This window comes from Nocardia sp. NPDC049935 (genome assembly GCF_055586645.1).
This window is the reverse complement of sequence record NZ_JBVJHV010000003.1, coordinates 775,795-795,332: the sequence shown is the minus strand read 5'-3', so window position 1 is coordinate 795,332 and position 19,538 is coordinate 775,795. Positions and strand designations below refer to the sequence as shown.

21 protein-coding genes are annotated in these 19,538 nt (G+C 68.7%); 12 read left to right on the top strand and 9 right to left on the bottom strand.

Features of this window, described 5'->3' with window-relative positions:
• Nucleotides 1-119 precede the first annotated feature (119 nt).
• A complete protein-coding gene (locus ACZ6SF_RS16535; protein ID WP_466062941.1) occupies nt 120-1,574 on the top strand; it encodes an NAD-dependent succinate-semialdehyde dehydrogenase in 1,455 nt (484 codons plus the stop codon).
• A 99-nt stretch (nt 1,575-1,673) separates the two neighbouring features.
• On the opposite strand, the gene ACZ6SF_RS16530 is transcribed toward ACZ6SF_RS16535, so the two are convergent.
• On the bottom strand, nt 1,674-1,985 hold the full coding sequence (locus ACZ6SF_RS16530) for a chorismate mutase (RefSeq protein WP_466062940.1): 312 nt from the start codon (nt 1,983-1,985) through the stop codon (nt 1,674-1,676).
• 357 nt (nt 1,986-2,342) lie between these two features.
• Here ACZ6SF_RS16530 and pcrA point away from each other — a divergent pair, with 357 nt between their 5' ends.
• Together pcrA and ACZ6SF_RS16520 are read left to right on the top strand one after the other, a co-directional pair.
• Nucleotides 2,343-5,051, top strand: a complete 2,709-nt coding sequence (gene pcrA / locus ACZ6SF_RS16525) for a DNA helicase PcrA (RefSeq protein ID WP_466062939.1) — start codon at nt 2,343-2,345, stop codon at nt 5,049-5,051.
• Nucleotides 5,052-5,148: 97 nt separating this feature from the next.
• Nucleotides 5,149-5,574, top strand: coding sequence for a hypothetical protein (locus tag ACZ6SF_RS16520; protein ID WP_466062938.1), 426 nt, complete (start codon nt 5,149-5,151; stop codon nt 5,572-5,574).
• Between the two features lie 42 nt (nt 5,575-5,616).
• Here ACZ6SF_RS16520 and ACZ6SF_RS16515 read toward each other — a convergent pair whose 3' ends face one another.
• On the bottom strand, nt 5,617-6,915 hold the full coding sequence (locus ACZ6SF_RS16515; RefSeq protein ID WP_466062936.1) for a M23 family metallopeptidase: 1,299 nt from the start codon (nt 6,913-6,915) through the stop codon (nt 5,617-5,619).
• A 675-nt stretch (nt 6,916-7,590) separates the two neighbouring features.
• On the opposite strand from ACZ6SF_RS16515, the gene sucC reads away from it, so the two are divergent.
• The 6 genes from sucC (at nt 7,591) to purH (ending at nt 14,816) form a co-directional block, all read left to right on the top strand.
• Nucleotides 7,591-8,754, top strand: a complete 1,164-nt coding sequence (gene sucC, locus ACZ6SF_RS16510) for an ADP-forming succinate--CoA ligase subunit beta (protein WP_466062935.1) — start codon at nt 7,591-7,593, stop codon at nt 8,752-8,754.
• Nucleotides 8,755-8,796: 42 nt separating this feature from the next.
• Nucleotides 8,797-9,711, top strand: coding sequence for a succinate--CoA ligase subunit alpha (sucD, locus tag ACZ6SF_RS16505; protein WP_033243525.1), 915 nt, complete (start codon nt 8,797-8,799; stop codon nt 9,709-9,711).
• A 170-nt stretch (nt 9,712-9,881) separates the two neighbouring features.
• Nucleotides 9,882-10,811 carry a DUF5336 domain-containing protein gene (locus ACZ6SF_RS16500; protein ID WP_466062934.1) on the top strand — a complete coding sequence of 310 codons (930 nt, stop codon included), beginning with the start codon at nt 9,882-9,884 and terminating at the stop codon, nt 10,809-10,811.
• A 67-nt stretch (nt 10,812-10,878) separates the two neighbouring features.
• Nucleotides 10,879-12,429 (top strand): cell division protein PerM, encoded by a 1,551-nt coding sequence (locus ACZ6SF_RS16495; protein ID WP_466062933.1) that lies wholly within the window; start codon nt 10,879-10,881, stop codon nt 12,427-12,429.
• Nucleotides 12,430-12,609: 180 nt separating this feature from the next.
• On the top strand, nt 12,610-13,257 hold the full coding sequence (purN, locus tag ACZ6SF_RS16490) for a phosphoribosylglycinamide formyltransferase (RefSeq protein WP_466063018.1): 648 nt from the start codon (nt 12,610-12,612) through the stop codon (nt 13,255-13,257).
• Nucleotides 13,254-14,816: a bifunctional phosphoribosylaminoimidazolecarboxamide formyltransferase/IMP cyclohydrolase gene (purH, locus tag ACZ6SF_RS16485; RefSeq protein WP_466062932.1), complete on the top strand. Its 1,563-nt coding sequence runs from the start codon at nt 13,254-13,256 to the stop codon at nt 14,814-14,816. Before purN ends, purH begins: the two co-directional genes overlap by 4 nt.
• 100 nt (nt 14,817-14,916) lie before the next feature.
• On the opposite strand, the gene ACZ6SF_RS16480 is transcribed toward purH, so the two are convergent.
• The 6 genes from ACZ6SF_RS16480 to rpmB all read right to left on the bottom strand — a co-directional run bounded on the left by ACZ6SF_RS16480 (nt 14,917) and on the right by rpmB (nt 17,033).
• A complete protein-coding gene (locus tag ACZ6SF_RS16480) occupies nt 14,917-15,207 on the bottom strand; it encodes a hypothetical protein (protein WP_466062931.1) in 291 nt (96 codons plus the stop codon).
• Nucleotides 15,208-15,362: 155 nt separating this feature from the next.
• Complete coding sequence (locus ACZ6SF_RS16475; RefSeq protein ID WP_466062930.1) at nt 15,363-15,827, bottom strand: hypothetical protein; 465 nt, start codon at nt 15,825-15,827, stop codon at nt 15,363-15,365.
• 200 nt (nt 15,828-16,027) lie between these two features.
• Nucleotides 16,028-16,282, bottom strand: a complete 255-nt coding sequence (rpsR, locus tag ACZ6SF_RS16470; protein ID WP_466062929.1) for a 30S ribosomal protein S18 — start codon at nt 16,280-16,282, stop codon at nt 16,028-16,030.
• Nucleotides 16,283-16,313: 31 nt separating this feature from the next.
• Entirely contained in the window at nt 16,314-16,619 is a 306-nt protein-coding gene (gene rpsN, locus ACZ6SF_RS16465; protein ID WP_466062928.1) for a 30S ribosomal protein S14, read from the bottom strand.
• Nucleotides 16,619-16,789, bottom strand: coding sequence for a 50S ribosomal protein L33 (gene rpmG / locus ACZ6SF_RS16460; protein WP_357429947.1), 171 nt, complete (start codon nt 16,787-16,789; stop codon nt 16,619-16,621). Before rpmG ends, rpsN begins: the two co-directional genes overlap by 1 nt.
• A 7-nt stretch (nt 16,790-16,796) precedes the next feature.
• On the bottom strand, nt 16,797-17,033 hold the full coding sequence (rpmB, locus tag ACZ6SF_RS16455; RefSeq protein WP_466062927.1) for a 50S ribosomal protein L28: 237 nt from the start codon (nt 17,031-17,033) through the stop codon (nt 16,797-16,799).
• Between the two features lie 178 nt (nt 17,034-17,211).
• Here rpmB and mrf point away from each other — a divergent pair, with 178 nt between their 5' ends.
• Genes mrf through rpmF form a run of 3 tightly spaced genes read left to right on the top strand, consistent with a single transcriptional unit; the run spans nt 17,212 to nt 18,936 of the window.
• Nucleotides 17,212-18,492: a ribosome hibernation factor-recruiting GTPase MRF gene (mrf, locus tag ACZ6SF_RS16450; protein WP_466062926.1), complete on the top strand. Its 1,281-nt coding sequence runs from the start codon at nt 17,212-17,214 to the stop codon at nt 18,490-18,492.
• Nucleotides 18,492-18,761: a type B 50S ribosomal protein L31 gene (locus tag ACZ6SF_RS16445; protein WP_466062925.1), complete on the top strand. Its 270-nt coding sequence runs from the start codon at nt 18,492-18,494 to the stop codon at nt 18,759-18,761. The genes mrf and ACZ6SF_RS16445 overlap by 1 nt, the downstream gene beginning before the upstream one ends.
• A gap of 1 nt (nt 18,762) precedes the next feature.
• Nucleotides 18,763-18,936, top strand: coding sequence for a 50S ribosomal protein L32 (gene rpmF, locus ACZ6SF_RS16440; protein WP_466062924.1), 174 nt, complete (start codon nt 18,763-18,765; stop codon nt 18,934-18,936).
• Nucleotides 18,937-19,207: 271 nt separating this feature from the next.
• Here the strand turns inward: rpmF and ACZ6SF_RS16435 are convergent, their stop codons facing one another.
• Entirely contained in the window at nt 19,208-19,528 is a 321-nt protein-coding gene (locus ACZ6SF_RS16435) for a hypothetical protein (RefSeq protein WP_466062923.1), read from the bottom strand.
• Nucleotides 19,529-19,538 lie beyond the last annotated feature (10 nt).

Sequence of the window (19,538 nt, the reverse complement as noted above, 5' to 3'; positions counted from 1 at the left end):
GCCGGGAGTGAAGAACCGGGATGTCAGGGCCCCACCCTCGAGACGCGGAGCGTCTCCAAAATTACAGCCTGTCCCCCGGAGCCGGCGATTTCCCGGCCCCCGCGACATAGGCTCGGGGTATGGCCTCAGTAACAGAAGTACTCGCATCCGTACCGAAGAAGTTGTGGATCGGCGGGCCGGTCGACGCCGCCGGCGGCGGGACCTTCGCCGTGCACAATCCGGCGGACGGCGATGTCATCGCCGAGGTGGCGGACGGGGCTCCCGAGGACGCCATCCGGGCGCTGGATGCGGCGGCCGCGGTACAGGCGGATTGGGCGGCGACCCCCTCCCGGGAGCGCGGGGAGATCCTGCGCGCGGTGTTCGAGCGGGTCACCGCGCGGGCCGAGGAGTTCGCCCTGCTGATGACCCTGGAAATGGGGAAGGCGCTGCCGGAGAGCCGCAACGAAGTACGGTACGGCGCGGAGTTCTTCCGCTGGTTCAGCGAGGAGGCGGTGCGGGTCAGCGGCCGCTATCTGCATGCCCCGTCCGGGACCGGGCGGATCATGGTGCACAAACAGCCGGTGGGGCCCTGCCTCGCGATCACCCCGTGGAATTTCCCGCTGGCGATGGGGACCCGCAAGATCGGCCCGGCGCTGGCGGCGGGGTGCACCATGATCGTCAAACCGGCCTCGGCGACCCCGCTCACGATGCTGTTGCTGGCACAGCTGTGTTCGGAGGCCGGTCTGCCCGACGGCGTGCTGTCGGTGATCACCTCGCGCCGGTCGGGTGCGGTGACCCAGGCCCTGATCGATGATTCCCGGTTGCGCAAGCTCACCTTCACCGGATCCACCGAGGTCGGGCGCACCCTGGTGGAGAAGTCGGCGGGCGGGCTGTTGCGGACCTCGATGGAACTCGGCGGCAACGCGCCGTTCGTGGTGTTCGACGATGCCGATATCGATGCCGCCGTCGAAGGCGCCATGCTGGCCAAACTCCGTAACGGCGGGGAAGCGTGTACGGCGGCGAACCGGTTCCATGTGCAGCGCGGGGTGCTGGCGGAGTTCACCGACAAGTTCGTGGCGGCGGTGACCGAGAAGGTCCGGCTGGGGCCGGGCACCGATCCGGAAACCACGCTGGGCCCGCTGATCAACGAGGAGCAGCTGACCACGGTGTCCGAACTGGTGGACGACGCCGTATCCGGTGGTGCGACAGCGCGTGTGGGCGGTAAGGCGCCGGGCGGTCCGGGCTGGTTCTATCCGGCCACCGTGCTCACCGATATTCCCGCGAACGCCCGGATCCTGCGGGAGGAGGTCTTCGGGCCGGTCGCGCCCATTGTCGCCTTCGATACCGAGGAGGAGGGCCTGGCGGCGGCCAACGATACGGAGTACGGGCTGGTGAGCTACGTCTACACCCGGGACCTGGATCGGGCGCTGCGGGTCGCCGAGGGGCTGGAGACCGGCATGGTGGGCGTCAACCGCGGGGTGATCTCCGATCCGGCGGCCCCGTTCGGCGGAGTGAAGGCGTCCGGTTTCGGCCGGGAGGGCGGTACCGAGGGGATCGAGGAGTATCTGTCGACCAAGTACATCGCCATGCAGTAGCAGCGGAAGCCGAGCAAACGAACCGCCCCGGGGCACGATCACCCGGGGCGGTTCGTGGGAGTGCGGCGGTCTGCGGGCCGCCGCAGTGGTTCGTGCGGCCTAGCGGCCGAGTCGGCCGCGACCGAGACGGAGGAGCAGCATCGCCAGCGTATGGCCTTCTTGGCCGAGTTCGCTGAACCGTTCCAGCACCTTCATCTCCCGGCTGTGGACCAGCCGGGTACCGCCGGAGGCCATCCGGGTTCGTCCGATAACCCGCGAGATCTCCGTCCGGCGCTTGATCGCCGCCAGGATGTCCGCGTCGAGTTGATCGATCTCCTTACGGAGTTTCTCGATCTCGGCTTCGGTCCGAGGGAGCTCCGATTCCGAGCCGGTTGTCGAATCCGACCCGGTCGCAGTAGCGGGTGTGCTCATCATTCATCTCCTCGTGTCAGAACCTGGATCGGCGCCGAGGCGCTTCGTGTTACCGGTCCAGAGCTCCTTCACCGTGAAAAGACCCGGCGGGTCCGACCTTGCTTATTGGCCCCCCTACCTGCCCAAATGGGACTCAGGATCCCCGTCTGCGGCGCCGCGGTCCGTACGGCCGGAGCGGTTGTTGCGCTACAGGGCAAACCATAATGCCAGTTTGCCACGGTATGCGAGGTATGCAAAACGGTCACGGTTGGGTATACCGCGAGCGAGGCGCCGGGTTGCGGCACAGTAGCCGGTCGCGGCAGTGAATTCGGCCGAGTGTTCGATCGTGTCGGGTCGCGGCGGTAGCGTGAACAGACGATGGACACCACAGCGGCAGCACCTCGTTCGGATTCGCCCACTCCCCGTGCACAGCACTCCGGTGCCGGCTCGCCGGAGCCCGGCGCGTCCGAGCATGCGCAGGGTGCGCCGCAGCTACCCGGCCTCGATATCCCGGCCGCGCGCGGGCCCGGCGGGTCCGCGCCGGAGGGTGGGCTGGCCGCGCTGCAGCGCCGGTTCCAGGCCGAACAGACCCAGCGGCGTACGGATGCGGCCCAGCGGCGCGAAGACGAGGCCGCCGCGCTGCTGGAGGGGCTGAACCCGCAGCAGCGCGCGGCGGTGCTGCACACCGGTCCACCGCTGCTGATCGTGGCGGGCGCGGGTTCGGGCAAGACCGCGGTGCTGACCCGGCGGATCGCCTATCTGCTCGCCGCGCGCGGGGTCACTCCGGGGCAGGTGCTCGCCATCACCTTCACCAACAAGGCCGCCGCCGAGATGCGCGAGCGGGTCATCGAGCTGGTGGGTCCGCGGGCCGCGAGTATGTGGGTGTCGACCTTCCATTCCAGCTGTGTCCGCATCCTGCGCACCCAGGCCGCGCTGCTGCCGGGGATGAACTCGAATTTCTCCATCTACGACGCCGACGATTCCCGCCGTCTGCTCACCATGATCGGCCGCGATCTGGAACTCGATCCCAAGAAGTATTCGGCGCGCCTGCTCGCCACCGCCATCTCGAATCTGAAGAACGAACTGATCGGCCCCGAGAAGGCGGGCGCCGACGCCGAATTCGAGGACGTCGATCTGCCCCGCGTCGTCGCCCGGGTCTACGCCGAATACCAGCGGCGGCTGCGCGCCGCCAACGCGCTGGACTTCGACGATCTGATCGGCGAGACGGTGCTGCTGCTGCAGAAGCACCCCGAGGTCGCCGAGTACTACCGCCGCCGGTTCCGGCATGTGCTGGTGGACGAGTACCAGGACACCAATCACGCGCAGTACGTGCTGGTCCGGGAGCTGGTGGGCCATCACGGCCGCGACGGCGAGACCGCCACCGAGGCCTCGGATTCCGAGGCCGGCGCCGCCGCCGCGGCGGATCCCGCCGACCGGGAGGAGGATCCGCGGGCGGTACCGCCCAGTGAACTCTGCGTGGTGGGTGACGCCGACCAGTCGATCTACGCGTTCCGGGGCGCGACCATCCGCAATATCGAGGAGTTCGAACGCGATTTCCCCGATGCCGAGACCATCCTGCTCGAGCAGAACTACCGCTCCACCCAGAACATCCTGTCCGCCGCGAACGCGGTGATCGCCCGCAACACCAACCGCCGTGACAAACGGTTGTGGACCGAGGCGGGTGAGGGCGAACTCATCACCGGCTACGTCGCCGACAACGAGCACGACGAGGCGGCGTTCGTGGCCCGCGAGATCGACCGGCTGGTCGACGCGGGCGAGGTCGCCTACTCCGATATCGCGGTGTTCTACCGCACGAACAACAACTCACGGGCGCTGGAGGAGATCTTCATCCGGATGGGCCTGCCGTACAAGGTGGTCGGCGGGGTGCGGTTCTACGAGCGTAAGGAAGTCCGCGATATCGTCGCCTATCTGCGCGTTCTGGAGAACCCGGACGACGCGGTGAGCCTGCGCCGCATCCTCAACACGCCGCGGCGGGGGATCGGCGATCGCGCGGAGGCGTGCGTGGCCGTGCACGCCGAGCAGCGGGGTATCGGTTTCGCCGAGGCGTTGCGTGATGCCGCCGCCGGTGAGGTCGCGCTGCTCAACACCCGGGCCCGTAATGCCATCGCGGGATTCGTCGCACTGCTGGAACAGATCCGGGCCGCCGGCGAAATGGACGAACTGGATTTCCCCGATGTCGGGGTGGTGGTGGAGGCGGTGCTGGATCGCACCGGCTACCGCGCCGAACTGGAGGCGTCCGACGATCCGCAGGACGGCGCGCGGCTGGACAATCTCAACGAACTGGTCAGCGTGGCCCGCGAATTCAGCTCCGAGGCACGTAATGCGCTGGAAGCGGCCCGGGCCGAGGGCATGCTGCCGGAAACCGGTGAGGGCGAACCGGAGCCGGGATCGCTGGCCGCGTTCCTGGAACGGGTATCGCTGGTGGCCGATACCGATCAGATCCCCGACGAGGGGTCGGGAATGGTCACCATGATGACCCTGCACACCGCCAAGGGGCTGGAATTCCCGGTGGTGTTCGTCACCGGCTGGGAGGACGGGCAGTTCCCGCATCTGCGCGCTCTCGGTGATCCGGCGGAATTGGCGGAGGAACGGCGGCTGGCGTACGTGGGCATCACCCGCGCCCGGCGCCGGCTGTACCTCACCCGCGCGGTGGTGCGATCGGGGTGGGGGCAGCCGGTGTTCAACCCGGAGTCCCGGTTCCTGCAGGAGGTCCCGGATCATCTGATCGATTGGCAGCGGCTGGAGCCGAAGCGTCCCTCGGCGCCGGAACGTTTCGGGCGCCGGCGCGGCGCGGAGTCCGACGATTCCGATTGGACCGGCGGCTGGCCGCAGTCGCGGGAGCCGCGACCCGGTCCACGCGACAGCGGCCCGGGCCGGCGGGTCGCCCGCAACAATGTCGGCCTGTCGCTCGCCGTCGGTGACCGGGTGAGCGACGACAAATACGGTCTCGGCCGGGTGGTCTCGGCCGACGGAATGGGCGATATGGCCAGCGTGACGATCGATTTCGGCAGCAGCGGCACTATCCGGCTCATCCCGAAGTTCAGCCAGACCCTGACGAAGCTCTAGCCGCGTCGCGGGAGCCGGCGCTGCGCCGGTTGCCGTGGCCACAGAAGGGGTGCCCGGTACCGGCCCGCGGCGGGTCCGCGCGGGTTAGATTTCGATCATGGAGTCCGTTGCGCAGCATCTGTTGTGGTTCTTGCCGATGCTCTGGCTCGGGATGGTGCTGGCGATCTCGTTCCTGGAGGCGCCGCTGAAATTCCGGGCGCCCGGGGTCACCACCGAACTCGGCCTGGGAATCGGCCGGATCGTGTTCCGGGCGTTGAACACCGTGGAGTCGGTGCTCGCCGTGCTGCTGGTGGTATCCCTGGTCGTCCTCGGGCCCGGTGGCGCGGTCCGGACGTGGGCGGCGGTGGCGGTCGGAATCCTGATCGTGCAATTGGCCGTGGTGCGGCCGCCGCTGTCACGCCGGTCGGATCGGGTGCTCGCGGGTGAGGAGCTACCGCGATCCACGGCGCACTACTGGTACATCGGGCTGGAGGCCGCGAAGGTGATCGCGCTGATCGGACTGGCGATCACCGCGGCGCCCTGACCGCCCGCCGGGGCGGGTAACGACCCGCTCGGGGACCGCGCGTCAGTCGCCGCTGCCGTTGAGGCCGATACCGCGGGTGGCGAGCCAGGGCACCGGGTCGACCTTGTCGCTGCCGTTCAGCCAGACCTCGAAATGGCAGTGCGGGCCGGTGGAGAAGCCCCGGTTGCCCATGGTGGCGATCTGATCGCCCGCGAAGACGTATTCGCCGACCGTGACCGTGGTGGTATCGACGTGCCCGTAGACCGTGACGGTGCCGTCGGCGTGCTGCAGCCGAACCCACATGCCGAAGCCCGACGCGGGGCCGGCGTCGATGACCTCACCGTCGGCCACCGCGTAGATCGGGGTGCCGATCGGGCCGGCCACATCGATACCCAGGTGCTGCACGCCCCAGCGGGCACCGAATCCGGAGGTGTAGGAGCCGCTGGCGAAGCGGGCGAACAGGGGGCGGAACTTGGCTTCTTCCGCCTGGGCCAGGTTGTGCGCGAATTGGGCGCCGTTGGCGAGCATCTCACCGAACCGGCCCGCGTCCACCGGGGCGCCGGCGCCGAGCATCTGCGGCGATTTGGTATCGCCCACGGCGGCGGGATCCTCGGTGGCCATGGATTGGGCGGCGATCTCGTGCACCGAGCCCGCGGCCTCGTAATCGGTGGCCTGCTGCTGTTTCTGCTCACCGGGCGAGGCGGTGGCGCACTGACCGGCGGCGACGACCGCGCCGGCCGCGACCGCGACAACGGCGGCCCGGCCCTTGAGAGCCGACGGCGGAGCGGCCACCCGGTGCGCGCCGCGCGAGCGGGACTGTTTGGTCCCCTCGACGGGCTCGGCATCGTCGGACACGCTCTCGAGCGCTTCGGCGATCGTGGCCGGCCGGACCCGATCACCGGGCAGCGCGCGGTCCGCGGACTCCCGGGGCGCGGGATCCTCGGCCCAGGGCTGAGGATCGGACCAGCTCTGATGGGTGTTCCAGTTGGGATCGCTGTGCCAGGCGGGCTTTTCGTCCCGCTGCCAGCCGCCGTCGTCGTGCTGGTCGGCACCGGCCCAATCGCCACCGGGGGCGTCCCATGCCTGCTGTTCGGCGGGTGCGTCCCAGGACTGCTGCCCCGCGGGGGGCCAGGAGTGCTGTTCCGGGGCCGCGTTCCACGTCTGCTGTTCGACGGGCGCGTCCCACTGCTGCGCGGCGGCCTGCGAGTCGGCCCAGCTCTGATTGGTGGCCCAGAAATCGTCGGCTGCGGCGCGATGCGAATCGGCGGCGGCGGACGCGGCGGCGGTGTTCAGCGGGCGGCGGCGTGAGCGGCTGTCCCCGGGAGCGCCGAAGGCGTTGAACGGCTGCGGCCCCTGATCCACGGGATCACGATGACGCCGGCCGGTTCGGTTGTCGTACTGAGGGTTCAGGGTCCCGCGGTGGTTCATCGGCCGATCCGATTGCGAACGACGGCACCGGTGGATTCCCCGGTGATGGTGCGATGCGGCCCCGGGGTGGCGACCGCCGAACGGCCCTGCGACTGCGGAGCGGGGTGCTGCGTCAAGCTGCCGTCCTCTCTCAACCTGCTCACGGGAGCATAATCCTGGAGATCTCTACTCGCGCGATAACCGGGTGCGCAAGCGTCCACGCCTGAGCAACGCTCGTGATCGAGCTGTGACATCAACCGGTTCGACGGTAACGAAACGATTGCGACGCGGCAAGCGGTAGGCCGTACTCAAACGTTACTGTGACATTGATCACCTTTCGGTGGATCAAATGCTCACCGACGGAAACTCTGGATGGTGATTTCACGCGACGCGTTCACGGCTGCCGGACCGCATCTGCCGGACCGCCTGCGAAAGCGCCGAAAGCTACTCGCCGGTAGCCTTGGCCTGCGGGTTTCAGGTCCCCGCGGCGAGGCCCGTGACCTGCGCCACTTAGGATGAACGTGCCCGATCGGCCGTCCCTATGAGTGGTTAGAGTCCGAGCGACCCGCTACCGACGTCGGGCCGCCAACAAAGACGTTGTCATAGCAACGCAGACGAGACGGTGAGTACATGGATCTCTTCGAATATCAGGCGAAGGAGCTCTTCGTAAAGCACGGAGTGCCCTCGTCGGAAGGCCGCGTAACCGACACAGCCGATGACGCGCAGGCGATCGCCGTCGAAATCGGCAAACCGGTGATGATCAAGTCCCAGGTCAAGGTCGGCGGCCGCGGTAAGGCGGGTGGCGTGAAGTACGCCGCCACCCCGGACGACGCGCTGACCCACGCCAACAACATCCTCGGCCTGGACATCAAGGGCCACATCACCAAGAAGATCCTGGTCGCCGAGGCGAAGGATATCGCCGAGGAGTACTACATCTCCTTCCTGCTCGACCGCACCAACCGCACCTACCTGGCCATGTGCTCGGTCGAGGGCGGTATGGAGATCGAAGAGGTCGCCGCCACCAAGCCCGACCGGCTGGCCAAGGTGCCCGTCGACGCGGTCGAGGGTGTCGATCTCGCGTTCGCGCGCTCCATCGCCGAGCAGGGCCACCTGCCCGCCGATGTGCTGGACGCCGCGGCCGTGACCATCCAGAAGCTGTGGGAGGTCTTCGTCAACGAAGACGCCACCCTGGTCGAGGTCAACCCGCTGGTCCGCACCCCGGACAACGAGATCCTCGCGCTCGACGGCAAGGTCACCCTGGACGAGAACGCCGAGTTCCGTCACCCCGACCATGCCGAGTTCGCGGACCGGGACGCGACCGATCCGCTGGAGCTCAAGGCCAAGGAGAACGACCTCAACTACGTCAAGCTCGACGGCGAGGTCGGCATCATCGGCAACGGCGCCGGTCTGGTCATGTCCACCCTGGACGTCGTCGCCTACGCGGGCGAGAACCACAAGGGTGTCAAGCCGGCCAACTTCCTCGATATCGGCGGCGGCGCCTCCGCCGAGGTCATGGCCAACGGCCTCGACGTGATCCTCAACGACGCTCAGGTCAAGAGCGTCTTCGTGAACGTCTTCGGCGGTATCACCGCGTGTGACGCGGTGGCCAACGGCATCGTGAAGGCCCTCGAGATCCTGGGCGACGAAGCCAACAAGCCGCTGGTGGTCCGCCTGGACGGAAACCGGGTGGAGGAGGGTCGCAAGATCCTCGCCGAGGCCGCGCACCCGCTGGTGACGCTGGCGCAGACCATGGACGAAGGCGCCGACAAGGCCGCCGAACTCGCGGCCCGCTGAGTCGACCTACCAGGGCACGCCCAGTAAAGGACAAACAGAAATATGTCTATCTTCCTCAACAAGGACTCGAAGGTCATCGTCCAGGGCATCACCGGTGGCGAGGGCACCAAGCACACCGCCCTGATGCTGAAGGCGGGCACGCAGGTCGTCGGCGGTGTGAACGCGCGTAAGGCGGGCACCACCGTCGCGCACACCGACTCCGACGGCAACGCGGTCGAACTGCCCGTATTCGCCACCGTGGCCGAGGCCATGGAGAAGACCGGGGCCGACGTCTCCATCGCGTTCGTGCCGCCGAAGTTCTCCAAGGACGCCATCATCGAGGCCATCGACGCGGAGATCCCGCTGCTCGTGGTCATCACCGAGGGCATCCCGGTGCAGGACACCGCCTACGCGTGGGCCTACAACGTGGAGAAGGGCGCCAAGACCCGGATCATCGGCCCCAACTGCCCCGGCATCATCACCCCCGGCGAGGCGCTGGTCGGCATCACCCCGGCCAACATCACCGGCAAGGGCCCGATCGGCCTGGTCTCCAAGTCCGGCACCCTGACCTACCAGATGATGTACGAGCTGCGCGATTTCGGCTTCTCGACCTCCATCGGCATCGGCGGCGACCCGGTCATCGGCACCACCCATATCGACGCCATCGAGGCGTTCGAGAAGGATCCCGAGACCGAGCTGATCGTCATGATCGGTGAGATCGGCGGCGACGCCGAGGAGCGGGCCGCGGCCTACATCCAGGCCAATGTCACCAAGCCGGTCGTCGGCTACGTGGCCGGGTTCACCGCCCCCGAGGGCAAGACCATGGGCCACGCCGGCGCCATCGTCTCCGGCTCCTCGGGCACCGCCCAGGCCAAGAAGGACGCGCTGGAGGCCGCGGGTGTGAAGGTCGGCAAGACGCCGTCCGAGACCGCCGCCCTGGCGCGCGAGATCCTGGAGAAGGCGGCCGTCTCCGCCTGATCCGGTGGTCGTGCCGAACCACGAAGGCCGCCCGGGTGAACACCGGGCGGCCTTTGTGCGTCACGGCCGCCGCCTCGAATCCTGCGGTGATGACCCCCGCGCGTGCGTGCAGTAGCGTCAAAGGGAATTCAGCCGTCAAGTACGTATGACTCGACCTAGGAGATGACGACATGTCATACCCGACCGGGGGCTCCGGGTACAACGCACCCGTTCCGCCCTCCGTTCCGCCCAACCCCGGCCAGCAGGCGGCCGGTGGTGCGAGCGCCGCCGGGGCCGACGGGAAAGGACTGCCGTTCTTCCTGACCATCGGTGCCGCCGCGGTGGGCGTGCTCGCCTTCCTGCTCGGCTTCCTGTCCTACGTGGGCGCCGATTCGGATCTGGACCTGCCCTCGTCGGCGGATACCAGCCTGAACCTGTTCGAGTACCAGGAAGCGCCGATCGGCGGACTGCTGCTGATCGCGGGTCTGCTGGCGGGTCTGTCGCTGCTGCCGAAGCAGAACTGGGTCGGCGCCGCCGCGGCCGTGGCCGGGGGCACGTTCTTCACGATCCTGTTCCAGATGTTCACGTTGCCCGAGGGCGCCAAGGCCGAGATCGGGCTGTACCTGATCCTCGTCCTGGCGCTGGTGCAGACCGGTCTCGCGGTCGCCGTGGTGCTGTTCGACGTCGGAATCCTCAAGCCGCCGGCGCCGCGCCCGTCCACGCCGAGCGGATTCCCCGGCGGCCAGCAGGGTTACGGCCAGCAGCAGTACCAGCAGCAGGGTTACGGTCAGCAGCCGCAGCAGGGGTACGGCCAGCAGTACAGCAGCGGTCAGCAGCAGCAGGCCTCCTACGGCCAGCAGGCCCAGGGCCAGCAGGGTTACGGTCAGCAGCCCTATGGGCAGCAGCCGCAGCAGGGGTACGGCCAGCAGCCGCAGCAGTCGCCGTATGCCGGTGGCCAGCAGCAGCCCTCGCCGTACGGTCAGCAGCCGCAGCAGCAGTCCTACGGCCAGCAGCAGCCGCAGCAGCCCGGTCAGCAGGCCCAGCCCTTCGGCGGCGAGCAGCCCGCCGATCCGGCCGCCGACGCCACCCGCGCGTTCCGGCAGTCCGACGACCAGAAGTGATCCCCGGCGGCCCCCGGCGCGGCGCGCCTGAAGCGCGCGTGCCGGGGCAACTGCCACTCTGAAATCCATGAGTGCCCCGCGTAGCTCGTCGTCCCACCCGCTCCGGGGCGCACGCCGCAATTCGGCGCGACCGGCCGGGGAACCGGGTCCGCTCTCACCCGATCGCGCCCGGGTACTGCTCTATGTCGCCTTCCGGCCCGCGGCCTTCGCGCTGGCCGCCATCGTGGTCACGATGCTGGCGACCCTGCTCACCGCGGGTAGCGATCTCACTGGTCTCAGCGGTTCCATCGCCGCGGGCTGGCTGGCGGTGCATCAGGTGCCGCTGCTCATCGGCACCACCACCGTGAGCCTGCTGCCGGTGCTGCCGACCGCCCTGCTGATGTGGGCCGCGGCCCGGGAGGCGACCGGCGCCGTCGATACCGAACCCACCAGGGCCGATCTCGGCTGGTTGTGTGGGGCGGCGGTGGGCGGTCCGCTGCTCATCACCGCGGTCTGCCTGGCGGTCACCGAGGACGCGTCGGGTTCCATTGCCCTGCAGCGTCCCAACCCACTGGCCGCGTTCGTCTGGGTCCTGGCCCTGCATCTGCTCGCCACCCTCGCCGGCGTCGCCTTCCGGTGCCGGGCGCGGATTTTCGACAGTCTTCCCTACGATGTGATCGCCGCCGCCTATGTCGCGGGACGGTCGGCGCTGCGGCTGCTCGCCGGCGCCGCCGTACTGATCGTGCTGGGACTGCTGGTCCACTGGTCGCAGGTGGGGCAGACCTACGGCAACGCCGACGGGTTCGTGGATGTACTCGGCCTCACGCTGCTCTCGCTGCTGTATCTGCCCAACGCGGTGATCGCCGGGGTGGGTGTGCTGGTGGGGCCCGGAGTCCAGTTCGGCGACGCCTCGGTGGGCGTGTTCACGGTGGTGGGTGGTCCCATCCCCGCGGTACCGGTACTCGCCGCGGTACCGACCGGACCGGCGGCGCTCTGGTGGGCGGTACTGCTCATCGTGCCCGCCGCGATCGGTGTGTACGGCGGCGTCGAATCGGCCCGGGTGAGTTACGACCGGCCGGGCGCCCCGTGGGCGCTGCTCGCGTCGGCGGGCCTGGGCAGTTTCGCGCTCACCGTGGCCGCGGCGCTCTCCGGCGGCGACCTCGGGAATTTCGGCGGACTGGGCGTGGAACTGCCGGTCTTCGCGCTGGCGGTGTTCGCCTGGCTGGCGATACCCGGCTACGCGGGCCTGTTCTACGCCCGGACCTTCCTGGTGTCCTTCCCGACCCCGCTGCTGCGCCATCCCGACGCCCTGTTCGATCCGGACGATACCGACTTCGGCGATGATCAACCGGACTCCCCACAGCGTTCGTACGACCCCCGGGCCCTGCCCGCCGGCCGGCTTCCCGAACTGCCCGCGGACGCGGGAGCCGGGTCCGGCCGCTACGCCGATCTCCTCGACGCCCCCCGGACCGAGAAGGTCGGCCCGGAACCGCCGCTGGAGGTGGAGATCGTCGACGACGATCCACGACCGGGCCGGACCGGGTCGCTGTCGGATTCCGAGGGCGCCGGGCACGAGATCCTGGACGCGGAGGTGGTCGAGTCCGATCTGCTCGACGACGACTCCCATGAGGGCCGGTAGGGGCCCGGGCCCGGCAGCCGACCGCGCCGGACGGACCGTCGAACGCGTCTACTAGGCTCTATCCGTGCCGTGGGTTCGTTCCCGCCGCCGGTGGCTGCGCTACCGCCCCGCAGCGGCGGTTCTGTCGCCGCTTGCGAAGCGGGCTCAGTCGCTGTCCCTTCTCACGCCAGGAGTAGAGCCCTGACCGCCCCGGAACGCACCGATTCCAGCCCGGCCGGCCTGGTGGTACTCGCCTCGGGGACCGGCTCGCTGCTGCGCGCGCTGATCGAAGCCGCCGCCGATCCGGCCTATCCCGCGAAGATCCTGGCCGTGGGCGTGGACCGGGACTGCACCGCCCTCGAACATGCCGCAGCCGCCGGGATCCCCACCTTCCGGATCGCGGTCGGCGACCATCCCGACCGCGCCTCCTGGGATACCGCGTTCACCGCGGCCGTCGCCGGATACGCGCCGGATCTGGTGGTCTCGGCGGGTTTCATGAAACTGCTCGGCCCCGTGTTCCTGGACCGCTTCGGCGGCCGGATCATCAATACCCATCCGGCTTTGCTGCCCGCCTTCCCGGGCGCGCACGGGGTGCGCGACGCCCTCGCCTACGGTGTCCGGGTCACCGGTTCGACGGTGCATCTGGTGGATTCCGGTGTCGACACCGGGCCGATCCTGGCCCAGGAGCCGGTCCCGGTGCGTCCCGATGACGACGAGGCCGGGCTGCACGAACGAATCAAGGTCGTGGAACGGCGCCTGCTGGTGGAGATCGTCGCCGCCGTCGCCACCCGTGGAATTGTCTCCGATGGAAGAAAGGCATATATCCCAGATGAGCGAGTTCTCCGGTGAGTGAGCGCACACCGATCCGCCGGGCGCTGGTGAGCGTCTACGACAAGACCGGGCTGGTGGAACTGGCGACCGCGTTGCACGCGGCCGGGGTCGAACTGGTATCCACCGGGTCGACCGCCGCCCGTATCGCCGACGCCGGTGTCCCGGTGACCAAGGTCGAGGAACTGACCGGGTTCCCGGAAACGCTGGACGGCCGGGTGAAGACCCTGCACCCGAAGGTGCACGCGGGCATCCTCGCCGATACCCGCAAACCCGAACACCTGGCCCAGCTCACCGAACTCGGTGTCGAGATGTTCCAGCTGGTGGTGGTGAACCTCTATCCGTTCAGCGCGACGGTGGCCAGTGGCGCGACGCCCGACGAGTGCGTGGAGCAGATCGATATCGGCGGTCCGTCGATGGTGCGCGCCGCGGCGAAGAACCATCCGTCGGTGGCGGTGGTGGTGAACACCGGCGACTACGACGGGGTCCGGAAAGCGGTCGCCGAGGGCGGTTTCACCCTGGCCGAACGTACCGCGCTGGCCGCCAAGGCGTTTCAGCACACCGCGAGCTACGACGTGGCCGTGGCGAGCTGGATGGCGGAGACCCTGGTCGAGAAGGCGGACGAGGACGCGGGTTTCCCGTCCTGGCTCGGCGGGAGCTGGGAGCGCACCGCGGTACTGCGCTACGGCGAGAACCCGCACCAGCGGGCCGCGCTGTACACCGACGACTCGGGTCGCCGCGGGCTGGCGCAGGCGGAGCAGTTGCACGGCAAGGAGATGTCGTACAACAACTACACCGACGCCGACGCGGCCTGGCGCGCCGCCTTCGACCACGCCGCGCCCACGGTGGCCATCATCAAGCACGCGAATCCGTGTGGAATCGCGACCGGCGCGGATATCGCCGAGGCGCACCGCAAAGCGCACGCCTGCGATCCGGTGAGCGCGTACGGCGGAGTCATCGCGGCCAACCGTGAGGTGTCGGTGGCGATGGCGCAGCAGGTCGCGGAGATCTTCACCGAGGTGATCGTGGCGCCTTCCTACGCCGACGGCGCGGTCGAGGTGCTGCAGCGTAAGAAGAACGTGCGGATCCTGATCGCCGAACCGCCCGCGCCGCAGGGGGTGGAGTTGCGGCCGGTGAGCGGTGGCCTGCTGGTACAGGACCGGGACGCGGTCGACGCCACCGGCGACGATCCCGCCAACTGGACCCTCGCCGCGGGCGAACCCGCCGACGACGCGACTCTGGCGGATCTCGAATTCGCCTGGCGCGCCTGCCGGGCGGTGAAGTCCAATGCCATCCTGCTGGCCCACGACGGTGCCTCGGTGGGGGTGGGAATGGGACAGGTCAACCGGGTCGATTCCGTGCGCCTGGCCGTACAGCGTGCCGGTGACCGGGCCAAGGGGTCGGTGGCCGCCTCCGACGCCTACTTCCCGTTCCCCGACGGCCCGCAGTTCCTGCTGCAGGCCGGGATCCGCGCGATCGTGCAGCCGGGTGGCTCGGTGCGCGATCAGGACACCATCGACGCGGCCCGCGAGGCCGGGGTCACGATGTACTTCACCGGGGCCCGGCACTTCGCCCACTGACGACACGAGGCGCCGGAATACTCCGGCGCCTCTTCGCCTCGTGGTCAGAGGCGGTTCGCCCGGTCGCGACTGCTGACACGGGCGGCTATCGGGACCATCGCTAGCAGAGCATCGGTTCGCACCCGGGGTTTCCGAAGAGCGCGCCGAGGAGCATGAACAAGCTTCCGGCCGCCTCGGCGGAACCCGAGGACATCGGTCCGGTGAGCGCCGAGCCGCTGCCCTCGTGACCGAGAGCGGAACCGGTGGAACCGTCGTTCACCGGTTGCGATGTGGACATCGGGGCGGCCGGTTCGAGGGGGAGGCCGGGCCCCGCGGTGGCGGTAGCGGTGCCGGCCACCGAGCCGGCGGCGATCGCCAAGGCGACGATGCCGCGGGCAAGAGTTCTCTGCATATCCGTGTTCCCTTCTGCGGCCGCTGCGCGACCGTCGGTCTATCCGGGAAAGCACGCTATTGCGGATTCCGAGTGCCGGGCAGCCACCGATTTCGATGCCCGTGGAATTCGTGGCACGGAATATGTTGCGGCCGTGCGCAGGACGGCCGGGACCTTCACACGGCGCTGAGAACGCGGCGACTGCCCACCGGGGCGTCGAGTTGGATCTCCAGGGTGCCGAAAACGGCCATCATCACGCACATCTTGCCCGTGGCGTCCGCACGGGTGCCCTCCTGCAGCGCCACCGTGATCGTGTCGGAATCCTCGGTGACCGCCGCGTTCACGCCGTAGCACTCGGGAACTCCCGATTCGAAGTGGACGGCGATGCGGTCCGCGCCGACCCGCGTCCACGATGTGAAGGGGAGGGGGTGGGCCCCCACCAGGTTGGGGTCGGCGGTGAAGATCTGCCCGGGGTCGGCCCCGGGAACCTCGGTCGGCGCCGCGGGCGGTTCCGCGCCGGTGGCCGGGGGAGCGGAGGTGGCGGCGGGTGCCGCGGCCGAGTCGTCGTCGCCCCCGCAGGAGGTCAGCGTGACGGCGGCACAGACGGCCAGAACTACCAGGAATCCCCGCGATACGACCATGCGCCCACTGTAATTTCGGAGCGGCTCCGCCGCTCGAGGTTCGGCCCCCTTTTGCGTCTGCTGTCGGCCCTCGAGACTCGCGGCTTCGCCGCATGCGCTTCGAGGGCCGACAGCAGACGCGGGCCGAACCCGTTTACCAATCGGTGGGTCCAGGTGCTGGAGGTCGGTGACGTTCTGGGGTGGATTCTCGCGCGTTAGTCCTACCTGCTGGTGAAGGGGAGTAGTGCCATTTCGCGGGCGTTCTTCACCGCGATGGCGACCTGCCGCTGCTGCTGGGGGGTCAGGCCGGTGACCCGGCGGCTGCGGATCTTGCCGCGGTCGGAGATGAACGTGCGGAGCAGGTTCACATCCTTGTAGTCGACCGTTTCGATACCGGCGGCGATCAGCGGGTTCTTCTTGGGCTTGCGGGCCTGCTCGGCGCGGGCCTTCTTCGACGGGCCTCGTTTGATTGCCATGACCGGCTCCTAACTCACGAGATCTGCGGGGTTACCAGCTCGATTTGTGCACACCGGGCAACTCTCCCCGATGTGCCATCTCGCGTACACGCACGCGTGACAGGCCGAACTTCCGGAGATAACCGCGCGGTCGCCCGTCGGCGGTGTCCCGATTGCGCAATCGTACCGGACTGGCGTCGCGGGGCAGGCGGCGCAGGGCGGCCTGTGCGGCCAGGCGTTTGTCGTCGGGAGTGGTCGGTTTCCGGATGATTTCCTTCAGTTCGGCCCGCCGCTCGGCGTAACGCTCGACGATCTCCCGGCGCTGTTCGTTCCGCGCGATCTTGGATTTCTTGGCCATTACCGTTCCTCTCGGAAGTCGACGTGGCGGCGGATCACCGGGTCGTACTTCTTCAGCACCATCCGGTCGGGGTCGTTGCGCCGGTTCTTGCGGGTGACGTAGGTGTAGCCGGTGCCCGCGGTCGAGCGGAGCTTGATCACCGGCCGGATATCGGTCGATTTCGATGCCATCGTGTCCTCAGATTCGTTCGCCGCGGGCGCGGAGGCGGGCCACCACGGCCTCGATCCCGTCGCGGTCGATGGTCTTGATGCCCTTGGCCGATACCGTCAGCGTGATGCGCCGGTCTTCACTGGGCAGGTAGTAGGTCTTGCGCTGGATGTTCGGGTTCCAGCGCCGGTTCGTTCGCTTATGCGAATGCGAGACCGCTTTGCCGAACCCGGGCTTGCGGCCGGTGACCTGACAATGCGCCGACATACGGCTCTCCTTCCGATTCTCGCGGACTGTCCCGGTCGTCGATCACAATGACAATCGTTTTCGACAACCCCGATCGCGCACTGTACCGTGTCCTGAGTATTTATTGAAAATCATTACCGAAAGGGTCGTGGTGTCCCACTCCGCTCAGGCTCCAGAAAGGCGTGACCGCCGTACCCCGGTGGTAGTGGTCGCGGGACTGCACGGCGATCCGGCCGGGTCGGTCGATCTCGTCGCCGGGGCACTCGGTGCGGCGGCGGGCACCGTGGTGATCCGGCACGACCTCGCCGATCTGCATCAGGGCGTGGTCCGGCGGATTGTGCACCAGGGTGGGATGGCAACCGAAACGGTGCACGAGCTCGCGCACGGTTGTGTGTCCTGCACGCTGCGGGCGGACCTGCTGCCCCTGCTGTGCATGCTGGCAGCCCGTGATTCGGTCCATCGAATCGTGCTGGCCCTGGACCCGGCCTTCGAAGCGGAATCGGTGTGCGAGGGAATCACCGATATCACTGTGACCGGGATCGTGGGACGGGTCGACGGTCCCGCGGGGCGCGATGTGCGGGTGGCCGCTGTGCTCACCGGAATCGATGCGCGGACCTGGCTCCCGGCGGCGACCAGCGAGGATGCCCTGGCCGACCACGGCTGGGCCCGAGCCGACGACGAGCGCACGGTGGCGCAGCTCGCCGTGGGTCAGGTGGCTTTCGCCGATGCGGTGGTGATCACCGGAGGTGAGGATGTGACCACTTCGGATCGCGTCACGCTGGCGGCGGTGCTGCGGCGACTGGTACCGATGGCCCCGGTGTCGTGGGACGACGCGGTGACACCCGGTGCGATCGAGGACCTGCTCGGCAGGATTCCCGCGGAGTCCAGGCGCGGAGCGGTTTTCGACGCTCACGCCCCGTTGCTGCGCGGCCGGCCGCCGCTGGGACCCGCCGAGGGGGTCGAACTGATCGAGTTCGCGGCTCGCCGGCCGTTTCATCCGGAGCGGTTGCACGAGGCGCTGGACGTGCTGTTCTACGGGGTTGTCACCGCTCGTGGTCGCGTCTGGCTGGCCACGCAACCCGACGAGGTGGTGTGGCTGGAATCGGCGGGCGGCGGGCTCCGGGTGGGCGGCGCCGGGAGGTGGCTTGCGGCCATGTCGCCGGCCGAATTCGCCGAGGCCGACCCCGAACGCCGTGCGATAGCGGCACTGGGCTGGGATGACAGATTCGGTGACCGCGATATCTCGCTCACCGTCCTCGTCTACGGCGGCGATCCGGACGAGATCCGGACCGCCCTGCACTGGGCGCTGGTCGACGACGACGAACTGCGTCTGGTCGATCGCGCGCCCCACCAGGTGGCCGAGTGGGAGGACCCCTTCGGGGAATGGCACGCCGACCCCTGTGAATCGGAGGAACCGCATCCCGCCACCGCCGGTGACGGGCGCGGTGAGACGGGCGAACACGCCCGGAAGGAGAAATGATGAGACCCGGTATTCACCCGGACTATCACCCGGTGGTCTTCGAGGACTCCGGGACCGGCAAGCAGTTCCTGACCCGGTCCACCGCGACCAGCGATCGGACCGTCACCTGGTCGGACGGTTCCGTCTATCCGTTGATCGTGGTGGACGTGACGGCGGATTCGCATCCTTTCTGGACCGGTGCCCAGCGGTTGCTGGATACGCAGGGCAGGGTCGAGAAATTCCACCGCCGGTACGGCACACGTACCGCATCGGCCCGGAAGGAACGTTGACATGGCGGTACCGAAGCGGAAGATGTCGCGGTCGAATACGCGTAGCCGCCGGGCGAATTGGAAGGCGGTCGCACCGAGCCTGGTGCCGGTGACCGTGGGTGGGATCGTCTATCGGGTGCCGCGCCGGGTAGCGCGTGCGGTCCAGCGGGGACTCATCGACCCCGAACGCCTCTGATACGTCAGGCCCCCTAGATGTGAAATCGCCCTCGCCGCAGCGTTGCCGGAGGCAGACGAGGGGCCTCCGGGCAATCGTCCGGCAAGCGACACGGTGGCGCTGACCTGGTTTGTTGCTAGCTGACCGATTGCGGACCGCGGGCCGGTCGAGCGCCGGGAAACCGTACTCGTGCACAGTGTTCGCCGGAAAAACTTGTCCTAGGGCTGTTTCACCGGTCCATACCGATTATCCTCGTGCGTGAGGGCGGGTCTCCCAGCAATGGGAGACCCGCTCATCGCCACTTCTGAGGGTTTTCACCCGGTATCTCGGCCTCGTCACCCTCGTTCTCCGTGCGGGCGACACATTCCATGGACAGCGCTTCTGCCAGCGCGTTCAGCTGTCGCAGCAGGGCCAGTGCCAGGGCGGCGGGCAACAACATCAGCGAAACCGGCCACGGCAGGATGATTCGTTCGGGGCGGTCCACGCGGGTCGCGAGATCGGCGACGGTGGCTTCCATCTCACTGATCTCGGTCCGCAACTCGGCCACCTCGCCGCGCAGCGCGCGCAGCTGTGCCCACAGCTCGCGCAGTACCGTTTCCTGTTCCACCCGCACGGATTCGGTG

Bases quoted from the DNA above. Each gene is read 5' to 3' on its own strand.
- ACZ6SF_RS16535 (WP_466062941.1), top strand. From the start codon at position 120: ATGGCCTCAGTAACAGAAGTACTCGCATCCGTACCGAAGAAGTTGTGG.
- ACZ6SF_RS16530 (WP_466062940.1), bottom strand. From the start codon at position 1,985: ATGAGCACACCCGCTACTGCGACCGGGTCGGATTCGACAACCGGCTCG.
- pcrA (WP_466062939.1), top strand. From the start codon at position 2,343: ATGGACACCACAGCGGCAGCACCTCGTTCGGATTCGCCCACTCCCCGT.
- ACZ6SF_RS16520 (WP_466062938.1), top strand. From the start codon at position 5,149: ATGGAGTCCGTTGCGCAGCATCTGTTGTGGTTCTTGCCGATGCTCTGG.
- sucC (WP_466062935.1), top strand. From the start codon at position 7,591: ATGGATCTCTTCGAATATCAGGCGAAGGAGCTCTTCGTAAAGCACGGA.
- sucD (WP_033243525.1), top strand. From the start codon at position 8,797: ATGTCTATCTTCCTCAACAAGGACTCGAAGGTCATCGTCCAGGGCATC.
- ACZ6SF_RS16500 (WP_466062934.1), top strand. From the start codon at position 9,882: ATGTCATACCCGACCGGGGGCTCCGGGTACAACGCACCCGTTCCGCCC.
- ACZ6SF_RS16495 (WP_466062933.1), top strand. From the start codon at position 10,879: ATGAGTGCCCCGCGTAGCTCGTCGTCCCACCCGCTCCGGGGCGCACGC.
- ACZ6SF_RS16480 (WP_466062931.1), bottom strand. From the start codon at position 15,207: ATGCAGAGAACTCTTGCCCGCGGCATCGTCGCCTTGGCGATCGCCGCC.
- ACZ6SF_RS16475 (WP_466062930.1), bottom strand. From the start codon at position 15,827: ATGGTCGTATCGCGGGGATTCCTGGTAGTTCTGGCCGTCTGTGCCGCC.
- rpsR (WP_466062929.1), bottom strand. From the start codon at position 16,282: ATGGCAATCAAACGAGGCCCGTCGAAGAAGGCCCGCGCCGAGCAGGCC.
- rpsN (WP_466062928.1), bottom strand. From the start codon at position 16,619: ATGGCCAAGAAATCCAAGATCGCGCGGAACGAACAGCGCCGGGAGATC.
- rpmG (WP_357429947.1), bottom strand. From the start codon at position 16,789: ATGGCATCGAAATCGACCGATATCCGGCCGGTGATCAAGCTCCGCTCG.
- rpmB (WP_466062927.1), bottom strand. From the start codon at position 17,033: ATGTCGGCGCATTGTCAGGTCACCGGCCGCAAGCCCGGGTTCGGCAAA.
- ACZ6SF_RS16445 (WP_466062925.1), top strand. From the start codon at position 18,492: ATGAGACCCGGTATTCACCCGGACTATCACCCGGTGGTCTTCGAGGAC.
- rpmF (WP_466062924.1), top strand. From the start codon at position 18,763: ATGGCGGTACCGAAGCGGAAGATGTCGCGGTCGAATACGCGTAGCCGC.